The sequence below is a fragment of the Actinomadura sp. 6K520 genome, from assembly GCF_004349245.1.
Lineage (GTDB): Bacteria > Actinomycetota > Actinomycetes > Streptosporangiales > Streptosporangiaceae > Spirillospora.
This window is the reverse complement of record NZ_SMLC01000143.1, coordinates 1-18,888: the sequence shown is the minus strand read 5'-3', so window position 1 is coordinate 18,888 and position 18,888 is coordinate 1. Positions and strand designations below refer to the sequence as shown.

Annotated in this window: 18 protein-coding genes; 6 read left to right on the top strand and 12 right to left on the bottom strand. The window is 74.1% G+C overall.

Annotated features, from left to right (window positions below):
* Positions 1–327: 327 nt before the first annotated feature.
* The 3 genes from E1289_RS28475 to E1289_RS28465 are packed head-to-tail and all read left to right on the top strand — an operon-like array spanning position 328 to position 5,184.
* Complete coding sequence (locus E1289_RS28475) at positions 328–1,374, top strand: MoxR family ATPase (protein WP_243713211.1); 1,047 nt, start codon at positions 328–330, stop codon at positions 1,372–1,374.
* 1 nt (position 1,375) lies between these two features.
* Positions 1,376–2,686 (top strand): DUF58 domain-containing protein, encoded by a 1,311-nt coding sequence (locus E1289_RS28470; RefSeq protein ID WP_131985579.1) that lies wholly within the window; start codon positions 1,376–1,378, stop codon positions 2,684–2,686.
* Positions 2,683–5,184 carry a DUF3488 and transglutaminase-like domain-containing protein gene (locus E1289_RS28465; protein ID WP_243713210.1) on the top strand — a complete coding sequence of 834 codons (2,502 nt, stop codon included), beginning with the start codon at positions 2,683–2,685 and terminating at the stop codon, positions 5,182–5,184. Before E1289_RS28470 ends, E1289_RS28465 begins: the two co-directional genes overlap by 4 nt.
* A gap of 117 nt (positions 5,185–5,301) precedes the next feature.
* Here the strand turns inward: E1289_RS28465 and E1289_RS28460 are convergent, their stop codons facing one another.
* The 6 genes from E1289_RS28460 to E1289_RS28435 all read right to left on the bottom strand — a co-directional run bounded on the left by E1289_RS28460 (position 5,302) and on the right by E1289_RS28435 (position 10,072).
* Positions 5,302–5,718: a DUF3040 domain-containing protein gene (locus E1289_RS28460; RefSeq protein ID WP_131985577.1), complete on the bottom strand. Its 417-nt coding sequence runs from the start codon at positions 5,716–5,718 to the stop codon at positions 5,302–5,304.
* 134 nt (positions 5,719–5,852) lie between these two features.
* Complete coding sequence (locus E1289_RS28455) at positions 5,853–7,136, bottom strand: DNA polymerase IV (protein WP_131985575.1); 1,284 nt, start codon at positions 7,134–7,136, stop codon at positions 5,853–5,855.
* Between the two features lie 3 nt (positions 7,137–7,139).
* Positions 7,140–7,925, bottom strand: coding sequence for a methyltransferase domain-containing protein (locus E1289_RS28450; protein WP_131985573.1), 786 nt, complete (start codon positions 7,923–7,925; stop codon positions 7,140–7,142).
* Between the two features lie 69 nt (positions 7,926–7,994).
* Positions 7,995–8,411, bottom strand: a complete 417-nt coding sequence (gene nusB, locus E1289_RS28445; protein WP_131985571.1) for a transcription antitermination factor NusB — start codon at positions 8,409–8,411, stop codon at positions 7,995–7,997.
* Positions 8,408–8,965, bottom strand: a complete 558-nt coding sequence (efp, locus tag E1289_RS28440; protein WP_131985569.1) for an elongation factor P — start codon at positions 8,963–8,965, stop codon at positions 8,408–8,410. The genes nusB and efp overlap by 4 nt, the downstream gene beginning before the upstream one ends.
* 30 nt (positions 8,966–8,995) lie before the next feature.
* Positions 8,996–10,072, bottom strand: a complete 1,077-nt coding sequence (locus E1289_RS28435) for an aminopeptidase P family protein (protein ID WP_131985567.1) — start codon at positions 10,070–10,072, stop codon at positions 8,996–8,998.
* Positions 10,073–10,249: 177 nt separating this feature from the next.
* Between E1289_RS28435 and E1289_RS28430 the strand changes: the two genes are divergently transcribed.
* Positions 10,250–11,731: a flavin monoamine oxidase family protein gene (locus tag E1289_RS28430; protein WP_207929190.1), complete on the top strand. Its 1,482-nt coding sequence runs from the start codon at positions 10,250–10,252 to the stop codon at positions 11,729–11,731.
* Positions 11,732–11,795: 64 nt separating this feature from the next.
* On the opposite strand, the gene E1289_RS28425 is transcribed toward E1289_RS28430, so the two are convergent.
* Positions 11,796–12,842, bottom strand: a complete 1,047-nt coding sequence (locus E1289_RS28425) for an LLM class F420-dependent oxidoreductase (RefSeq protein WP_131985563.1) — start codon at positions 12,840–12,842, stop codon at positions 11,796–11,798.
* Positions 12,843–12,886: 44 nt separating this feature from the next.
* Entirely contained in the window at positions 12,887–13,582 is a 696-nt protein-coding gene (locus E1289_RS28420; protein ID WP_131985561.1) for an enoyl-CoA hydratase-related protein, read from the bottom strand.
* Between the two features lie 134 nt (positions 13,583–13,716).
* Here E1289_RS28420 and E1289_RS28415 point away from each other — a divergent pair, with 134 nt between their 5' ends.
* Positions 13,717–14,292, top strand: coding sequence for a TetR/AcrR family transcriptional regulator (locus E1289_RS28415; RefSeq protein WP_131985559.1), 576 nt, complete (start codon positions 13,717–13,719; stop codon positions 14,290–14,292).
* A 15-nt stretch (positions 14,293–14,307) separates the two neighbouring features.
* Here E1289_RS28415 and aroQ read toward each other — a convergent pair whose 3' ends face one another.
* From aroQ to aroC, 4 genes are all read right to left on the bottom strand, one after another.
* Complete coding sequence (gene aroQ, locus E1289_RS28410; RefSeq protein WP_131985557.1) at positions 14,308–14,751, bottom strand: type II 3-dehydroquinate dehydratase; 444 nt, start codon at positions 14,749–14,751, stop codon at positions 14,308–14,310.
* Positions 14,752–14,836: 85 nt separating this feature from the next.
* Entirely contained in the window at positions 14,837–15,910 is a 1,074-nt protein-coding gene (aroB, locus tag E1289_RS28405) for a 3-dehydroquinate synthase (RefSeq protein ID WP_131985555.1), read from the bottom strand.
* Positions 15,907–16,467, bottom strand: coding sequence for a shikimate kinase (locus tag E1289_RS28400; RefSeq protein WP_207929192.1), 561 nt, complete (start codon positions 16,465–16,467; stop codon positions 15,907–15,909). Before E1289_RS28400 ends, aroB begins: the two co-directional genes overlap by 4 nt.
* 10 nt (positions 16,468–16,477) lie before the next feature.
* Complete coding sequence (aroC, locus tag E1289_RS28395) at positions 16,478–17,656, bottom strand: chorismate synthase (RefSeq protein WP_131985551.1); 1,179 nt, start codon at positions 17,654–17,656, stop codon at positions 16,478–16,480.
* Positions 17,657–17,736: 80 nt separating this feature from the next.
* Between aroC and E1289_RS28390 the strand changes: the two genes are divergently transcribed.
* Positions 17,737–18,759: a DUF2332 domain-containing protein gene (locus tag E1289_RS28390; RefSeq protein ID WP_131985549.1), complete on the top strand. Its 1,023-nt coding sequence runs from the start codon at positions 17,737–17,739 to the stop codon at positions 18,757–18,759.
* The last annotated feature ends 129 nt before the right edge of the window (positions 18,760–18,888 follow it).

The following is an 18,888-nucleotide window of genomic DNA, read 5'->3' as shown; positions in this document are numbered from 1 at the left end:
GCCGGGTGGGGCGCCGCGCGGGGCCGGTCCGCGCGCCGGGACGGCGGCGGACGGCGCGAGCGCGTCCGGGCGGGACTCGCCGGCCGGAGCGCGCGCGGCGGTGGGGAAAAGTGGTGTCCCCGTCCGGGATCAGAACCCGATCACCGTGCAGCACAATGGTTTCGCGTTCAACATGAACATCGCGGAGGGCGTTCCGACGACGTACTGTCGGTTGGGCGGGCGCAAAGGGCGACGCACCGGCTCGCGGTAGGGCGGCCCCTCCGGACAGGGACGGGCCCGGCAGGGCTCTCGGGTCAACCGCGCGGCCGGACGGCTGAGGAGGGTTTGGTGGCAGTAGGCACGCACGGCGAGTCGTTCATGGAGACCGACCCCCCGGCATCCCACCCGGCCCGCCGCGCCGACGCAGGGCGCACCGGGCCGGGTCCAGGGCTCGACGGCCTCGCCCAGGTCGCGAACAAGATCAGGGATGCGGTCGAGTCGGTGATCGAGGGCAAGCCCTCGGTGGTGCGGCTCGCGCTCACGGTGCTGCTGGCGGAGGGGCACCTGCTGATCGAGGACGTGCCCGGCGTCGGCAAGACGATGCTCGCCAAGGCCCTCGCGCGCTCGGTCGACTGCTCGGTGCGGCGCGTGCAGTTCACGCCGGACCTGCTGCCCAGCGACATCACCGGGGTCAGCGCCTACAACCAGGAGCTGCGCGAGTTCGAGTTCAAGCCGGGCCCGGTGTTCGCCAACATCGTGGTCGGCGACGAGATCAACCGCGCGTCGCCGAAGACGCAGGCGGCGCTGCTGGAGTGCATGGAGGAGCGGCAGGTCACGGTGGACGGCACCACCTACCGGCTGGAGCCGCCGTTCATGGTGATAGCGACGCAGAACCCGGTGGAGATGGAGGGCACCTACGCGCTGCCCGAGGCCCAGCGGGACCGCTTCACCGCCCGCATCGCGATGGGGTACCCCGACCCGTCCGCCGAGATGGAGATGCTGGAGAACCACGGTGAGGCGTCCCCCCTCGACCGGCTGAGCCCGGTCGCCCACGCCGCCGACGTCCGCGAGCTCATCGAGGTGGTGCGCAAGCAGCACGTGTCGACGGCGGTGCGGCAGTACGCCATCGACCTCGTCTCGGCGACCCGCAGCCATCCGGAGCTGCGGCTCGGCGCCTCACCGCGGGCGACGCTGCAGCTGGTCCGGGCCGCGCGGGCGTACGCGGCGCTCGACGACCGCGACTACGTCGTCCCCGACGACGTGCAGGACCTCGCCGTCCCCGTCCTCGCGCACCGGCTGCTGCCCACGGCCGAGGCGCAGGTGGAGCGGCGCCGCCCCGAGCAGGTCGTCGCCGACCTGGTGAAGCGCCTGCCTGTTCCCTCCCCCCGGAAGTGACGTGAGACGAGCGCTCGCCGGCCTCACCACGCGCGGGCGGTCCTTCGTGGCCGCCGGCGCGACCGCCATCGTCTGCGCGTTCGTCCTCGGCGAGCGCGACCTGCTGCGCGCCGGGGTGCTCGTGCTCGTGCTGCCGCTGCTGTGCACGCTGGCGGTGGCGCGGACCCGCTACCGGCTGGCGTGCGCGCGGCGGCTGGACCCGCCGCGGCTGCCGGTCGGCCACGAGGCCCGCGTCGACCTGCGGCTGGAGAACGTGTCGCGGCTGCCGAGCGGGCTGCTGATGGTGGAGGACCGGGTGCCGTACGCGCTCGGGGGGCGGGCGCGGTTCGTCCTGGACCGGATCGAGCCGCACGGGAAGCGCGAGCTCGGCTACCGGATCCGCTCCGACGTGCGCGGGCGCTACCGGGTGGGGCCGCTGACGGTGCGGCTGGCCGACCCGTTCGGGATGGTCGAGCTGCTCCGCTCGTTCAGCCTGTCCGACACCCTGACGGTGACGCCCGCGATCGTCCCGCTGCCGTCCGAGCGGCTGACCGGGGCGTGGACGGGCGGCGGCGACAGCATCGCCGGCGCGGTCTCCGCGGCGGGCGAGGACGACGTGATCCCGCGCGAGTACCGGCACGGCGACGACCTGCGCCGCGTGCACTGGCGGTCCACCGCCCGGCACGGGGAGCTGATGGTCCGGCGGGAGGAGCAGCACTTCCAGAGCAGCGGGACGCTGTTCCTCGACACCCGCCGCTCCGCGCACTGGGGCGACGGCGTCGCCGGCTCGTTCGAGCAGGCCGTGTCGGCCACCGCGTCGATCGGGGTGCACCTCGTCCGGGCCGGGTTGCACCTGCGCTACGTCACCGACGCGGGCGAGGCGCTGCCGACCGCGTCCGCCGACGGCGGGTTCGAGGGGCTCCTGCTGGACACCCTGGCGGTGGCGCGCAGGTCGAAGGGCACGTCGCTGACGGCGGGGATGGCGGCACTGCGCGGCCGGACGGGCCACTCGCAGGACGTGGACGGGCTGGTCGTCGCGGTGTTCGGCGTCCTGTCCGCCGAGGAGGCCCGCTCGGTCGCGGCGGCGCGGCGCGGTACCGGGACCTGCGTCGCGGTTCTGGTCCAAGGGCACGGGCACGCGGCCCCGGCGGGCGCCGGGGAGAGCGGGAACGCGGGCCGCGACCCGGGCGGCCGGGCGGCCGCGGAGAAGGCGGCGGGGCTGCTGCGCGCGAGCGGCTGGCGCGTGGTGGCCATCAGGTCGGCGGCGGACCTGCCCGGGGTGTGGGCGCAGGCCGGCCACACCGGTGAGGACTTCGTCAGGGACGGCGCATGAGAATCCGCATGACGGTCATGGCGGGGCTGGCGACGCTCGCCGGCTCGATCGGCCTCTACCCGCTGTTCGAGGAGCGCGGCTGGTTCGCGGCGGGGCTCGGGGCGGTGCTCGCCGTCGCGGGCGGCGGGCTGCTGTCGCGGCGGCTGCGGCTGCCCGCCGCGTGCAACGCGCTGTTCGGCCTCCTCGCGCTGCTCTTCTACCTCAACGTGACGTACGTGGCGGACGCGGCGTGGCTGGGGTTCATCCCCTCGCCGGAGTCGATCAGCCGGCTGGCCGCCCTCAACGAGGCCGGCTGGCAGGCCGCCAACCGGTACGCGGCGCCCGTCCCGCTGCTGCCGGGGATCTCGCTGATGGCCGCCGCCGGGATCGGGCTGGTCGCCGTCCTGGTCGATCTGCTGGCCGTGCGGCTGCGCCGCACCGCCCCGGCCGGGCTGCCGCTGCTGGCCATGTACAGCGTGCCCGCCGCGGTCCTCGAGGACGGCGTGAGCTGGCTGGCGTTCGGCGTCGGAGCGCTGGGGTTCCTGGGGCTGCTGATGGCCGACGCCCGCGAGCAGGTCGGCGGCTGGGGCCGGACGGTGACGACCCACCGGCGCCAGCGCGAGGTCCCGCTGGCGGGGGCCGCGTCCCGCCCGGAGGAGACGGCCACCCGCCTCGACGCGGGGGCGCTGGCGGCGAGCGGCCGCCGGATCGCGGCCGTCGCCGTGGCCGTCGCGGTGCTGGTGCCGGCGGCCGTGCCGGGCCTGCAGCCGCGCGGGCTGCTCGACCTCGGCGGCGGCTCGGGCGACGGAACCCAGACGGTCACGACGCCCGACCCGCTGGTCAGCCTGAAGCGGGAGCTGACCCGGCTCGACGACTCGGTCGTCCTCACCTACCGGACGGACGACCGGCAGGCGCCGGACTACCTGCGCCTGTACGCCCTCGACCGCTTCGACGGCGACAGGTGGACCTACAGCCCCCTGCAGAGCAGCTCCCGGGACCGGCTGACCGGCGACGAGCTCCCGTCCCCGCCGGGCCTGACCGTCGCCTCCTCCAGGAAGGTGACGACCAGGGTCGAGGTGCGGCGCGAGGTGCGGAACATGACCTTCCTGCCGGTGCCGTACGCCCCGTCCAAGGTGTCGATCAAAGGGGACTGGCGGGTGCACGGCCCGTCGCTGATGGTCTACTCGCTGCGCGACTCCGCGGGCGGGCGCTCCTACACCGTCGAGAGCCGGCGCGCGGAACCGACGTCCGCGCAGCTCGCCGCCGCCGGCAACTACCCCGCGGAGGTCGTCGCGCACTACACGGCGGTGCCCCGGAACATCCCCCGGCAGATCAGGGACCTCGCGGAGAACGTCACCGCCGGGTCGGCGACCGCGCTCGCGCAGGCCGTGAAGCTGCAGCGCTGGTTCAACCAGAGCGGCGGGTTCAGCTACGACCTGTCCGCGCCGGCGCCGCAGCACGGCAGCGACCTGGTCGACTTCCTGCTGCACAGCAAGCGCGGCTACTGCGAGCAGTTCGCCGCGTCGATGGCGCTGCTGGCCCGGATCATCGGCATCCCGTCCCGCGTGGCGATGGGCTACACGCCGGGCTCGGAGGTCAGGCCCGGCCAGTGGGTCGTCCGGTCCCGCGACGCGCACGCCTGGCCCGAGCTGTACTTCCAGGGCACCGGGTGGGTGCGGTTCGAGCCGACCCCGGCGGGCGCGGCCGGGCAGGGCACCGCCGACGCCCCCGGCTACAGCCTTCCCCAGATCACCGCCGGCGGCGGGCCGGAGAGCCGGTCCGAGCCGGCGCCGGAGGCGTCGTCGCCCGCGGATGACGACTCCGCCCAGCCCAGCGCGGGCCCGCGCCACCGCGGCGACACCGGCCCCGAGGGCGCCGCCGGCGCGCAGGAGGGCGAGGAGGACGGGTTCTCCGCGGCGCCCTGGCTCGCGGGCGGGCTGCTGGTCCTGCTGCTCATGGCCGTCCCGATGGCGCTGCGGGTGCTCACCCGGCGCCGCCGCTGGGCCGCGCTGACGGCGCCGCGCGGGCCGGAGGACGGTCCGCGCCCGGGCCGGCCGCCCGTAGCGCCGGCCGGAGCGGCCTCCGGCGGGCGGGCGCGGACGCGCGACCCGGCGGACGCCGCCCACGCCGCGTGGCGGGAGATGCGCGCCGACGCGCTCGACCACGGCCTCGAATGGCGCTCCAGCGACTCGCCGCGCGCCACCGCCCGCCGCCTCGGCGAGCTGCTGGAACTCGACGCGGAGGGCGCGCGGGCCCTCGGCCGCATCGCCCGCGCCGAGGAACTGGCCCGGTACTCGCTGTCCCGCTCCCCCGAGCCGCCGGAGCGGCTGCGCGCGGACGTCCGCACCGTCCGGGGGGCGTTCGCCGCATCGGTGGGCCGCCGGGCGAGGCTGCGGGCCCGGCTGCTTCCGCCGTCCACGATGGAGCAGACCCGGGAGACGCTCCGGTCCACCACCGACCGCGTGCTCGAACTGGCCACGCGCGTCAACGAGCTGCCGGCGCGCCTCCGCCGCAGGTGAGCCGCCGCAGGTGAGCCGGGAGCCGGACGGCCCTGCGCACACGCCCCTGCGCACACGAGCGTCCCGGTTCCGCGCGGCGGGCCGTGCGGAACCGGGACGCTCAGCGGACCGGCGGTGTCAGTCGCCTTCGGTGCGGCGGCGCCAGCGCTCTTCCATGCGCTCCATGAAGCCCGACTTGGCGGGCTTGGCCTGCCGGCCGCCACCGCCGCTCGGGCCGCCCGGGGCGCTTGGCGCGGGCTCACTTCCGACACCGGTCATCCGCTTCCAGCTCGTCAGCGCCCAGACGCAGCACACCACCATCAGCAGGAAACCGGTCACGCTGATCGCGATGGTGGCGGTCCCCGCGTTGATCACCAGCCCGGCCATCAAGGCGCAGACGCCGACGACGAAGCCGAGGGCCGCCTTGACGATCCGGCGCTTGTAGTGGATCTGCGGGTTGGTCGAGCGAACCGCGTGAGCGAACTTGGGATCCTCGGCGTACAACGCCGATTCGATCTGTTCGAGCATGCGCTGCTCGTGCTCAGAGAGCGGCACGGCACCTCCCAACGACAGCCCCGCGGCGGGGTATCCGATGCAGGACGCGAACGTCAACGGTGATATGCCCAGAATACGAGCACTGTCGAGCGTACGAAAGCGAACGGCCCGTCGAGGGCCCGATGCCGGTCACCTCACAGCCTTCTTCCATTGTCTTCCGTCCCTGCCGTCACGTCCGTCACATCGGTCACATCGCCACGCGGGACGAGCGCGGCGGGGCGGACCGCACCGCGGCCGAACCTGTGCGCGACCTGGTCCATGGCTCGCTCGGCCTCACGCCAACCGCGTTCCGGCTCGTCGAAGGCGAGCTGACGGGGGGCCTCGCCGGCCGGGCCCAGGTTCTCCACCCTGACCCCGACCAACCGGAGACGTACCCCGTCGAGCCCCGCCCCCTCATAGAGGGCGCAGGCTGTGACATAGATCACACGAGCGAGATCGGTCGGCTCGTCCAGCGTCCGCGCCCGAGTGATCGTCTTGAAGTTCGCCATCCGGAGTTTGACGCTCACCGTCCGGCCGGCGTTCCCGCTCTCCCGGAGCCTGGCGCCGACCTTCTCCGCCAGCCGCAGCAGCTCGCGGCGGACGACCTCCGGGTCGTCGATGTCGGTGTCGAAGGTCTCCTCGGCGCCGATGCTCTTGTCGGGCGTGTGCGGGACGACCTCGCGGGGGTCGCGGCCCCACGCCAGCTCGTACAGGTGGGCGCCCGTCGCGTTGCCCAGCTCGCGCTGGAGCGTCGCGAGCGGCGTCTCCGCGAGCTGCCCGACGGTCCGGAGCCCGATGCGGGTCAGCGCCTGCTCCGTCCGCTCACCGACGCCCCAGAGGGACGCGACGGGGAGCGGGTGCAGGAAGCCGGTGACGCCGTCGGCGGGCACCACGAGCAGCCCGTCGGGCTTGCACCGGGTGCTGGCCAGCTTGGCGACGAACTTGGTGCTCGCGACTCCGACCGAGCAGGTGATCCCCTGCTGGTCGCGCACCTGCTCGCGGATCATGGCGGCGATCGCGGCGGGCCGGCCGAGCCGGCGCCGGGCGCCCGCCACGTCGAGGAACGCCTCGTCCAGCGACAGGCCCTCCACCAGCGGCGTGACGGAACGGAAGATCTCGAACACCGCCGCGGACACGCGGGAGTACTTGCCGTGGCTGACCGGCAGGACGACCGCCCGCGGGCACAGCCGGCGCGCCCGGCTCATCGGCATCGCCGAGTGCACGCCGAACCGCCGGGCCTCGTAGGACGCGGCCGACACGACCCCGCGCGGCCCCGCGCCGCCCACGATGACGGGGCGGCCCCGCAGCTCCGGGCGCTCCAGCAGCTCGACGCTGACGAAGAACGCGTCCATGTCGACGTGCAGGATGGTGCATCCGGTGTCGTCGGCGGGCGGCCCCGGCTGCGGCCCCGGCCGGTGCAGCTGCTGTTTGCGGCTCATCCGTCACCCGGCCGGTTTGTCGGCCACCAGGTGCAGCTGGGTGGCGAGGTCCCGCAGGACGGGATGGACGGCCGCGACCGACTCCAGGGCGATGAGCGCGTCGGCCGAGTCGGCGTCCGCGTCCAGCATGCCGCTCGGCACCAGGTCGGCGAAGATCCGCACGCCGTGCAGCTCGGCGACGCGGAGGTGCGCGCCGCGCACGAGCGACGACAGCGTCTCGCGGGTGAACCGGCGGGGCATCCGGTCGCCCTCGCCCCACCGCCCGGACGGGTCGGTGAGCACCGCGCGGGCGTCGTCGAAGTGCCCGGACACCGCGCGGTGCAGCGCGGCGCCGATCTGCCCGGAGGCCAGCACGCTGACCGATCCGCCCGGACGGACGGTGGCGGTCAGCGCCGCCATGGCCGCGGCGGGGTCGTCCACGTACTCCAGGACGCTGTGGCACAGCACCAGGTCGGCGGCGTCGCGGCCCAGCAGGTCGGGCAGGTCGACGGCATCGCCCTGCATCGCGCGGACGGTCACCCCCGACTCGGCGGCGCGGCGCTCCAGCGCCGCCAGCGCGTCGGGGTTGGCGTCGACCACGGTGACCCGGTGCCCGAGCTCGGCGAGCGGGACCGCGAACCCGCCGGTACCGCCGCCGACGTCGACGACCTCGCGCTGCCCGGCCTCCGGGGCGATGCGGTCGAGGACGATGCGCAGGGCGTCCCAGAGGACCGCGCTGCGCACACGGCTGCCGCCCCGCACCCGCTTCTGCTGCCGGCCGGTCACGGCGGCTCCCCTAACGTCGCTCATCGAGCCCAAGCCTAGCCGCCCGCACCCCCGCGCCGGGGGCCCGACGACGCCTTTACAGAGTGGACGCCGTTACAGAGCGAGCGACGGTTTCAGCTGCTGGAGGCGCGAGAGGAGGCCGTTGACGAACCGCGGGGACTCGTCGGTGGACAGCTCGGTGGCCAGGCCGACCGCCTCGCTGACCGCGACCCCGTCGGGGACGTCGTCGACCCAGAGCAGCTCGTAGGCGCCCATCCGCAGGATGTTGCGGTCGACCGCGGGCATCCGCTCCAGCGTCCAGCCGGTGGCGTAGGTCGCGATCAGCTCGTCGATGCGCTCCCGGTGCTCCTGGACGCCCTCGATCAGCCGGACGGCGTGCGGGTACTCGGCCAGCTCGTCCTGGTTGGGGCGGCCGCGCCCCTCCAGGACCGCGGTCGGTGCCTCCTCCCGCAGCTCCGCCGCGAACAGGATGTCGAGCGCGAGTTTGCGGGCCTTGGTGCGCGCGCTCATCCGCGGCCGAGGTAGTCGCCGGAGCGGGTGTCGACCTTGACCTTCTCGCCGGTGGTGATGAACAGCGGCACCTGGATCTGCGCGCCGGTCTCCAGGGTGGCGGGCTTGCTGCCGCCGGTGGAGCGGTCGCCCTGCAGGCCGGGCTCGGTCTCGGTGATCTCCAGCACGACGGCGGCGGGCAGCTCGATGTACAGGGGGTTGTCGTTGTTGAAGGCGATCGTCGCGTTCTGCTCGGGGAGGAGGTAGTTCGCCGCGTCGCCGACGACGGTGCCGGGGATGTGCGGCTGGTCGTAGGTCTCGGTGTCCATGAAGACAAAGTCCTCGCCCTCGCGGTAGAGGAACTGCATCTCCCGCTTGTCCACGCTGGCCACGTCGACCTTCGTGCCGGCGTTGAAGGTCTTGTCGACGACCTTGCCGGACAGGACGTTCTTGAGCTTGGTGCGGACGAACGCGCCGCCCTTACCGGGCTTGACGTGCTGGAATTCCAGGACGGTCCACAGCTGGCCGTCGAGGTTCAGCGTCATGCCGTTCTTCAGGTCGTTCGTCGTCGCCACTGCTTGTTCTCCCGGTCGAGGGCCCGCGCGCTAGAGCACGAGCAGGTCCTTGGTCGTTGTGGTGAGGAGCTCCGGACCGTCCGCGCGGACCACGAACGTGTCCTCGATGCGGACCCCGCCCCGGCCCGTGAGGTAGACCCCCGGCTCCGCTGTGATCGGAACTCGGTCCATCAGCTTACCGGTCTTGTCGTACCCCAGGAGCGGAGCCTCATGGATCTCCAGGCCGACGCCGTGCCCGAGCCCGTGGGTGAACGCGTCGCCGTGCCCGGCGGCCTTGATGACGCCGCGGGCGGCGGCGTCGACGTCCTTGGTGGCGGCGCCGGGGACGGCCGCGTCGAGCCCGGCGCGCTGCGCGCGGCGGACGAGGTCGTACACGTCGCGCTGCCAGCCGGCGGGCTCGCCGATCGCGACGGTGCGGGTCATGTCGGCGTGGTAGCCGCCGTACCGGGCGCCGAAGTCCATGGTGACGAGATCGCCGCGGCGGAGCTCGCGGCCGCCCGGGTGGTGGTGCGCGATGGCGCCGTTGGGCCCGGACGCGACGATCGAGGCGAAGCCGGGGCCCTCGGCGCCGAGGTCCACCATCGCCCGTTCCAGCGCGATGGCGACCGCCCGCTCGGTGACCCCGGCGCGGATTCCGGGGAGGACGGCCTCGAACGCGCGGTCGGTGATGGCGCACGCCTCGCGCAGGAGGGCGATCTCCTCCTCGTCCTTGACCCGCCGGAGATCCTCGACGAGGTGACCGAGTGCGGCCAGCTCGATCTCGGCCTGGTCGCGGAGTTCCGCGTGCTGCTCGACGGTGACGTCGTGGGCCTCGAAGCCGAGGCGGGCGTGGCCGTCCGCGGCGGCGCGCGTCACCAGCGCCGCCGCGACCTGCCGGTCGACGATGACGGGCAGTTCCGGGCAGACCTGCGCGGCCATGCCGGCGTACCGTCCGTCGGTCGCGAGCATGGCCCCGCCGTCGGCCGGGACGAGCAGCGCGGCCCTGGAGCTGTCGAGTCCGGTCAGGTAGCGGACGTTGACGAGCCGGGTCACCAGCAGGGCGCCGGCGTCCCGCTCGGCGATCAGCGCGGCGAGCCGGCGCCGCCGGGCGTTGTGCGTCTCCCCCATGGTCAGGACTCTAGGCCACGGCCGGGTGCGCGGCGGCCCCGCGGTCAGGAACGGCGTCCCGCGGACTCGGCGCGGTCACAAAACATGAAGAACCCTCGACTTTGCCGCGCGGACTGCCCTAGCGTGACCGACCGTGTGACCGTCCCCCCGCTCTTGGACTCCCCCCAGGAGGATCACGTGACCCGAGTCAGCCGCCGCAGACTGCTCGGCACAGGTGCGATCGCCGCCGCCGGAGCCGCCGCCTCCGCGGCCGCGGCGCCGGCCGCCGCGGCCCGGACCGCGCCCGCCGCCACGGCCGACGTGGTGATCGTCGGAGCCGGACTGTCCGGCCTGACCGCCGCCCGCGACCTCGTCGCGGCCGGGCGGTCGGTGCTCGTCCTCGAGGCCCGGGACCGGCCCGGCGGGCGCGTCTACGGCCTCCCGCTCGGCGACGGCACCACCAGCGAGGGCGGCGCCGAGTTCATCGGGCCCACCCAGGACCGCATCGCCGCGCTCACCCGCGACATGGGCGTGGAGACCTTCAAGACCTACAACACCGGCAAGAACGTCTACTTCCGCAACGGCAAGCGGTCCCTGTACGAGACCGACGGCATCCTCGGCGCGGTTCCGCCGGACTGGGGAGTCATCGACCTGCAGATCGCGCTGCTGAAACTCGGCGACATGATCAAGCAGGTGCCGGTCGGCGAGCCGTGGAAGGCGCCGAAGGCCGAGGAGTGGGACGCCCAGACGTTCTACACCTGGTCGCGGTCGAACTCGCTGAGCAGCGGCGCGCGGTTCCTGATGGACGCGTTCGCCTCCTCGACGCTGTCGATGCGCTCGCAGGAGGTGTCGCTGCTCTACCTGCTGCACTACGCCGCCGCCGCGGGCAACGAGACCACCCCCGGCACGATCGACCGGCTGATCAACACGAAGGACGGCGCGCAGGAGTCCCGGTTCGCCGGGGGCCCGGAGCAGGTGCCGATCCGGCTCGCGGCGCGCCTGGGCGACATCGTCCGCTACAACTCCCCGGTGCGGTCGATCGTGACCGGGGCGGACGGCGTGACCGTGACCGCGGACGGGATCACGGTGTCGGCGAAGCGGGTCGTGGTCGCGATGTCCCCGGCCATCGCCGGCCGGATCGACTACTCGCCGGCGCTGCCCGCGAGCCGGGCGCAGCTGACGCAGCGGTACCCGATGGGCTCGATCGCCAAGTTCGTGGGCGTCTACGACACGCCGTTCTGGCGGGCGGACGGCCTGACCGGGCAGGCGGTCGCCGACAGCGGGGCGATCGACGCGACGTTCGACAACAGCCCGCCGGACGGGTCGCGCGGCATCCTGATGGGCTTCATGAACCAGGCCAACATCCGGCGGCTGGACGGCGCGTCGGCGGACGAGATCCGCAGCGCGGGGCTCGCCTCGTTCACCAAGCTGTTCGGGGACAAGGCCGCATCCCCGCGGATCACGGCGTTCCAGCGCTGGGACAACGAGATGTGGAGCGGCGGCGGCCCGACCGGCATCGCCCCGCCCGGCGCGCTCACCGCCTTCGGGCCCGCGCTGCGGGCGCCGTGCGGCCGGATCCACTGGGCGGGCACCGAGACGTCCGACTACTGGACGGGCTACATGGACGGCGCCGTCCGCTCCGGCGAGCGCGTCGCCGCGGAGGTCCACGCCGCCCTGTGAGCGGGAGTCCGGTTCCGGCCGCCGCCGCGCGGCGGCCGGAACCCCGGTGCCGGGGAGGGGCCGCCTACAGGTCGGCGGCCATCTCCTTGACCTTCTCGACGAGGGCGAGGCGGCCCTTGTGGTCGCCGGCGATCGGGGAGACGTTCAGCGTGGTGACGCCGGACTCCTTCATCGCGGCGAGCCGCTCGCGGACGTGCCCCTCGGAGCCGATGAGCGACATCTTCTCCAGCAGCTCCTGCGGGACCTTGGCGGCGGCCTCGTCCTTCTTGCCGTCCAGGTAGAGGTCCTGGATCTCCTCGGCCTCCTTCTCGAAGCCGTACCGGCGGGCCAGGTCGTTGTAGAAGTTCTTGCCCTTGGCGCCCATGCCGCCGATGTACAGCGCGGCCATCGGGCGGCCGAACTCCAGGTAGCCCCGCACGTCGTCGCCGATGGCGAGCGGGGACTGCCCGACGACGTCCAGCTCGCCGAGGGCCGGGTCGCGCTTGGCCTTCCCGGCGGCCAGGGACTCGCCCCAGACGTCCGCGGCCTTCTCCGGCATGTAGAAGATCGGCTCCCAGCCGTTGGCGATCTCGGCGGTCAGCTCGACGTTCTTCGGCCCGATCGCGGCGACCATGACGGGGATGTCGGCCCGCACCGGGTGGTTGATGATCTTGAGGGCCTTGCCGAGGCCGGTGCCCTGCCCCTCGGGGAGCGGCAGCCGGTAGTGCTTGCCGTCGTGCTGGACCCGCTCCCGCCGCCACACCTTGCGGCAGATCTCGATGATCTCGCGGGTGCGGCCGAGCGGCGCGGTGTAGGGCACGCCGTGGAAGCCCTCGATGACCTGCGGGCCGGACGCGCCGATGCCGAGCGTGAACCGCCCGTCCGAGACGTAGTCCAGGCCCGCGGCGGTCTGCGCGATCGCGGTCGGCGTCCGGGAGTAGATGTTGAGGATGCCGGAGGCGATCTCCAGCCGCTCGGTCTTCGCGGCGATGTAGCCCATCTGGCTCACCGCGTCGAAGCTGTACGCCTCCGCGACATAGACGATGTCGAGGCCGGCCTTCTCGTAGTCGGCGAGCTCCTCGACGGTCTCCTTGAAACCGCCGGAGTAGCTGAGCGCCATCCCGATGCGCATCGACGTCCCTTCCCGTAACCGAATCTGATTCAGTCGAACGTAACCTACTCCGGCGGCCCGCCCGGGGCGAGGGGTCGGCCGGAGGCCGGGCCGGTGAGCGCGGCCAGCGCCGGTCCGTACAGGTCCGCGCGGATCTTCCCCACGGTCCCGCCGTTCTTGCCCGCCAGGGACGCCGCCCACTCGACGGCGGCGGGCAGGACCTCCTCCTCGGCGGCGGTGCGCTGGACGATCCCGGCCGCCTCCGCCTCCGCCGCCGTGTACCGGCGCCCGGTGATCATCGCCTCGTGCGCGGTGCGCTTCGGCAGGCGCGCCTGGATCAGCGCGCTCATACCGGGCGTGAAGGTCATGCCGAGATCGACCTCGGGCAGGCAGAAGTAGCCCCGGTCCGTCCGCATGACGGCGAAGTCGTGGGCGAGGGCGAGCATCCCGCCGCCCGCGAACGCGTGCCCGTTCAGCGCCGCGACCGTGGGCATCGGCAGCGACAGGATGCGCGCGAACAGGCCGTGGACCCGGCCCAGGTACTCCTCGAACCTGTCCTGGTTCGCGCCCAGCCAGTCGAGGTCGAGGCCGTTGGAGTAGAACTTGCCGGTCCCGACGGTGACCAGGGCGCCCGGCCCGTCGTTCTTCGCCACCGTGTCGAGCGCGCCCTCGGCGGCGCCGAGGAAGTCGGGGCTGAAGCGGTTCTCGCCCGCGTCGAACCGCAGGACGTACACGTCCCCGTCGCGCTGGAGGTCGATCACGGGTCTCTCCTTCGTCCCTGCTCGTTCATCTCTGCTCGGCACCCGTCCGGTATGACGTCCGGCATGTGCCAGGGTTCCTATGACGTGCGTCATGGTCAACGCGAACAGCTTATGATGAATGTCATAATCGGGCCATGGGGACCGACAGCCGGGAACGCATGGTGCGCAGCGCCGCCTTCCTCTTCCGCGAGCGCGGCTACAGCGGCACCGGCTTCCGCGACGTGATCGCGCACAGCGGCGCGCCGCGCGGGTCGATCTACCACCACTTCCCCGGCGGCAAGGCGCAGCTCGCCGAGGAGGCCGTCCGCTACGCCGGCGACTTCCTCAACGCCGGCATCCTCGCCGCCACCGAGGGCGGCGACCCCGCGTCCGCCGTGGACGCCTTCGTCGGCTGGTGGCGGCAGGTCCTGATCAAGAGCGAGTTCCGCGCGGGCTGCCCGGTCGTCGCCGTCACCGTGGAGAGCCACGACGAGGCCCCGCAGCTCGCCGCGGCCGCCGCGGCGGCGTTCGGCCGCTGGCAGGACACCCTCGCCACCGGCCTCGGCAACGCCGGCGTCGCCGACGACCGCGCCGCCCGCCTCGCCCGCCTGATCGTCGCCGCGGTCGAGGGCGCCACGATCCTGTGCCGCGCCCACCGCGACGTCGCGCCCCTCGACGACGTCGTCACCGAACTCAAGGACATGACCCGGACGGCGGTCCGGGAGGGCTAGCCTCCGAGGCAGGCCCTAGGACCCTCCGGCGGTCAGCTCCGCGACGGCCTGCAGCGCCAGGACGTACGACATCGTGCCGAAGCCCGCGATGGTGCCGGTCGCGACGCCCGCGACGACGGAGGTGTGGCGGAACTCCTCACGCGCCGCCGGGTTGGTGATGTGCACCTCGACGAGCGGCGCGGTGAGCTGGGCGAGCGCGTCCCGCAGCGCGTACGAGTAGTGGGTGAACGCGGCCGGGTTCAGCACGACGGGGACGCGCTCGTCGGCGGCCTCGTGCACCCAGCGGATCATCTCGGCCTCGTCGTCGGTCTGCCGGACCTCGACGTTCAGGTCGAGGCGGCGGCCGGTGTCCCGGCACAGCGCGGCCAGGTCGTGAAAGCTGGTCGTCCCGTACTTGTCGGGCTCGCGGACGCCGAGGCGGCGCAGGTTGGGACCGTTCAGCACGAACACGCGGGTCATCGGCTGCTCCCCTCCGGGGGACGCCCCCCGAACCCCCGCCAGCCGATCGGCCGACGATCCTCGCTCCGCTTGGGCTCCGCTGTGGTCATCGGCCGATCTCCCGGTAGGCGGCGGCGAGCAGTTCCTCGCCGGGGGCTTCGAGGCGGCCCGGCTCCGCGATGCCGTCCAGGACGACGAACCGGAGGGTGGCGCCCCGCGACTTCTTGTCGATGCTCATGGTGGCGCGCAGGCCGGGCCAGTCGGCGGCGTAGGAGACCGGCAGGCCGACGGAGGTCAGCACGTCGCGGTGCCGCCGGACCACCTCGCCCGGGAGGCGCCCGGCGAGCCGGGCCAGCTCGGCGGCGTAGACCATGCCGATCGCGACGGCGTGGCCGTGCCGGAACCGGTAGTCCTCCGCCTTCTCGATGGCGTGGGCGAGGGTGTGGCCGTAGTTGAGGATCTCCCGCAGGCCGCCCTCCTTCAGGTCGGCGGACACCACGTCCGCCTTGACCTGCACGGCGCGCTCCACCAGCTCGCGGGTGTGCGGGCCGTCCGGGGACGCGGCGCCCGCCGGGTCGTCCTCGACCAGTTCCAGGATCTTCGGGTCGGCGATGAATCCCGCCTTGATGATCTCGGCGAGGCCGCTGATGTAGTCCTCGCGGGGCATCGTCGGCAGCGTCGCCAGGTCGCACAGGACCCCGGCCGGGGGGTGGAACGCGCCGACGAGGTTCTTGCCCTCGGGGACGTTGATGCCGGTCTTGCCGCCGACCGCCGCGTCGACCATGCCGAGCAGCGTCGTCGGGACCAGTACCACCCGCACCCCCCGCAGCCACGACGCCGCGGCGAACCCGGCGAGGTCGGTGGTCGCGCCGCCGCCGACGCCGACGACGACGTCGGTCCGGGTCATGCCGAACCCGGCGAACGACGACCAGAGCCCCGCGAGGACGCCGACCTCCTTCGCGGCCTCCCCGTCCGGGACGGGCAGCGCGTGCACGGTGTATCCGGCCTGTTCAAGGGCGCCGCACACCGGACGGGCGATCTCCGGCAGCCCCTCGGCGTGGACGACGGCGACCGTGCGGGCGCGGTCGCCGACCAGGCCGGGCAGCTCGCCGAGGACTCCCGTCCCGATGACGACGTCGTACGGGTCGGCCCCGCCGACGTGCACCCGCGCCTGCGTCACGCGTCCTCCTCAGGGGGGGACGACCCCCCACGCCCCCCGGTAAAGGCGGCATCTTCCAGGGCCTTGACGATCTCTTCGACGACGTCGGCGGGTTCGCGGCCGTCCGTGTCGACCTGCACGGTGCCGAGCCGCTCGTAGATCGGCAGGCGCTCCTCCAGGAGCTTGCGCATCTGGCTGCGCGGGTTGAGGACGAGCAGCGGCCGCGCCGCCGCCAGCCCCACCCGCTTGATCGCCTCCGACAGCCCGACCCGCAGGTAGACGACGGTCTGCCCGGCGAGCGCCCGCTGCGTCTCCGCCGCGAGGACCGCGCCGCCGCCGAGCGCGACGACGCCGTCGTGCTCGGCCAGCGCCGCCGCGACGGCCGCGCGTTCCAGCTCGCGGAACCGCTCCTCGCCGTCGTCGATGAAGATCTCGCCGATCGGTTTGCCCGCCGCCCGCTCGATGTCGGCGTCGGTGTCGCGCAGCGGGACGCCGAGCCGCTCGGCGAGCGCGCCGCCGATCGTGGTCTTGCCGGAGCCGGGCGGCCCGATGATGACTGCCTTCGGTCGCATGGTCAGCGGATCCAGTTCACTTGACGGGCAGCGAGGACAGGTATCCCCGCAGGTTACGGGCGGTCTCCTCGGCCGAGTCGCCGCCGAACTTCTCCAGCGCCGCGTCCGCGAGGACCAGCGCCACCATCGCCTCGGCGACGACCCCGGCGGCGGGCACGGCGGTGACGTCGCTGCGCTGGTTGATGGCCTTGGCGGGCTCGCCGGTCCGCACGTCGATGGTGTCGAGGCGGCGCGGGACGGTCGAGATCGGCTTCATCGCGGCCCGCACCCGCAGCGCCTCGCCGGTCGTCATGCCGCCCTCGACGCCCCCGGCGCGGTTCGTCCGCCGCCGGACGCCCTCGGGCGTGCCGTCGATCTCGTCGTGCGCCCGCGACCCCGGGCGCCGCGCGGTGGTGAACCCGTCGCCGAGCTCCACGCCCTTGATCGCCTGGATGCCCATCAGGGCCCCGGCGAGCCGCGAGTCGAGGCGGCGGTCCCAGTGGACGTGGCTGCCGAGGCCGGGCGGCAGCCCGTAGGCGAGGACCTCCACGACGCCGCCGAGGGTGTCGCCCGCCTTCTTGGTCTCGTCGATGTGCGCGACCATCGCCGCCGACGCCGCGTCGTCGAAGCAGCGCACCGGGCTGTCGTCGACCCGGGCGAGGTCGCCGGGGCCGGGCAGGACGCCCTCGGGCGCCTCGACCTCGCCGAGCGCGATCACGTGGCTCAGCACGTCCACGCCGAGGGCCTGCTTGAGGAACGCCTTGGCGACCGTGCCGAGCGCGACCCGCGCCGCCGTCTCCCGCGCGCTCGCCCGCTCCAGCACCGGCCGGGCGTCGTCGAAGCCGTACTTCTGGATGCCGACGAGGTCGGCGTGGCCGGGCCGCGGCTGCGACAGCGGGGCGTTCCGCGCCTGGGCCGCGAGGACGGCGGCGTCCACGGGGTCGGCCGACATGACCGTCTCCCACTTGGGCCACTCGGTGTTGCCGACCTCGATCGCGACCGGCCCGCCGAGCGTCACCCCGTGCCGGACGCCCCCGGAGATCGTCACCTGGTCCTGTTCGAACTTCATCCGGGCGCCCCGCCCGTGCCCGAGCCGTCGGCGGCGCAGTTCCTCGGCGATCTCCCCCGAGGTCACGCGCACACCGGCCGGCAGCCCCTCCACGATCGCGGTCAGGGCCGGGCCGTGGGACTCCCCCGCGGTCAACCAGCGCAGCATGCCCCTGATCCTATTGACTCCGCGTGCCCGCCCGTGCCGCCGTCCACCATCTGAGAGGCTCGGCGGCGGAGGTGGGGACGATGAGGGAAGATCTGCTCGCCCAGGCGCGGGGGTGCGCGGAGCTGGGGTCGCCGATGTACGCGGAGCTGCTGACGCGGGCGGCGGACGACCCCGGCGGTGCCGTGGCGGGGGTGCTGGGTGAGCGGGCGGAGCCCGGGTCCGTCCTGCGGATGCTGGGGACGGTGCACCGGCTCGTCCTGGAGGGCCGGGTACCGGACCTCGCGGCGCACTACCCGACCGCGGGCGGGACGAAGGACCCCCTCGCCGCCTGGCCCGCGTTCCGCGAGGTGCTGGTCGGGCACGCGGCGGAGATCCGCGAGGGGCTCGCCGACCCGCCGCAGACGAACGAGGTCGGCCGGGCGGCCCCGCTGGTCGGGGGGCTGCTCTCGGTGGCCGCGGCGACGGGCCTGCCGATCAGGCTGCTGGAGATCGGTGCCAGCGCGGGCCTGAACCTGCGCGCCGACCATTTCCGGCTCCGGCACGGGAGCGGCGTGTACGGGCCCGAGTCGCCGGTCGTGCTGGAGAACGCCTGGCGGGGCCTTCCCCCGGTGGAGGCGCCGCTCGCCGTCGCCGAGCGGCTGGGGTGCGACCCGTCCCCGCTGGACCCGACCGCCCCGGAGGCGCAGCGGCTGCTCCTGTCGTACGTGTGGCCCGACCAGACGGCACGGGCCGAGCGGCTGCGGGCGGCGTTCGAGGTGGCCGCGCGGGTCCCGGCGACGGTCGTGCGGGCCGGCGCCGCCGACTTCCTGGAGGACCTGGCCCCGGAGCCGGGCGTGGCGACGGTCGTGTGGCACTCGACGATGTGGGCCTACCTGTCGGAGGAGGAGGCGGCCCGGCTGCTCCGCCATCTGGAGCGCGCCGGAGCGGCGGCCACCGGGGACGCTCCGGTCGCGCACCTGTCATTCGAGGGCCGCGACCCGTCCCGCCTCGACGCCACGCAGCTGGTGACGCTGCGCCTGTGGCCGGACGGAGGCCGGATGGTCTTGGGAGAGGGCCCGGCCCACGGCCTGCCCATCACCTGGTCCCGGCCCCCCGCAACCTAGCCCCCGAGACCCCGGTCGATCGCGATCTTCACCGGAGACGATCCGGGGAGGGGGCCGGAGGGGAACGCGGAGTAAGGATCGTCGGGGTCGGTGATCGCTGGCCCGACCTGGAACTCGACGCCGGATGAC

What these genes read in the sequence shown, in the direction of transcription:
- E1289_RS28390 (WP_131985549.1), top strand. Translation starts at nt 17,737, where the DNA reads ATGAGGGAAGATCTGCTCGCCCAGGCGCGGGGGTGCGCGGAGCTGGGG.
- E1289_RS28465 (WP_243713210.1), top strand. Translation starts at nt 2,683, where the DNA reads ATGAGAATCCGCATGACGGTCATGGCGGGGCTGGCGACGCTCGCCGGC.
- E1289_RS28415 (WP_131985559.1), top strand. Translation starts at nt 13,717, where the DNA reads ATGGGGACCGACAGCCGGGAACGCATGGTGCGCAGCGCCGCCTTCCTC.
- E1289_RS28455 (WP_131985575.1), bottom strand. Translation starts at nt 7,136, where the DNA reads ATGAGCCGCAAACAGCAGCTGCACCGGCCGGGGCCGCAGCCGGGGCCG.
- aroQ (WP_131985557.1), bottom strand. Translation starts at nt 14,751, where the DNA reads ATGACCCGCGTGTTCGTGCTGAACGGTCCCAACCTGCGCCGCCTCGGC.
- E1289_RS28425 (WP_131985563.1), bottom strand. Translation starts at nt 12,842, where the DNA reads ATGCGCATCGGGATGGCGCTCAGCTACTCCGGCGGTTTCAAGGAGACC.
- E1289_RS28435 (WP_131985567.1), bottom strand. Translation starts at nt 10,072, where the DNA reads ATGGGGGAGACGCACAACGCCCGGCGGCGCCGGCTCGCCGCGCTGATC.
- E1289_RS28450 (WP_131985573.1), bottom strand. Translation starts at nt 7,925, where the DNA reads ATGAGCGACGTTAGGGGAGCCGCCGTGACCGGCCGGCAGCAGAAGCGG.
- aroC (WP_131985551.1), bottom strand. Translation starts at nt 17,656, where the DNA reads ATGCTGCGCTGGTTGACCGCGGGGGAGTCCCACGGCCCGGCCCTGACC.
- nusB (WP_131985571.1), bottom strand. Translation starts at nt 8,411, where the DNA reads ATGAGCGCGCGCACCAAGGCCCGCAAACTCGCGCTCGACATCCTGTTC.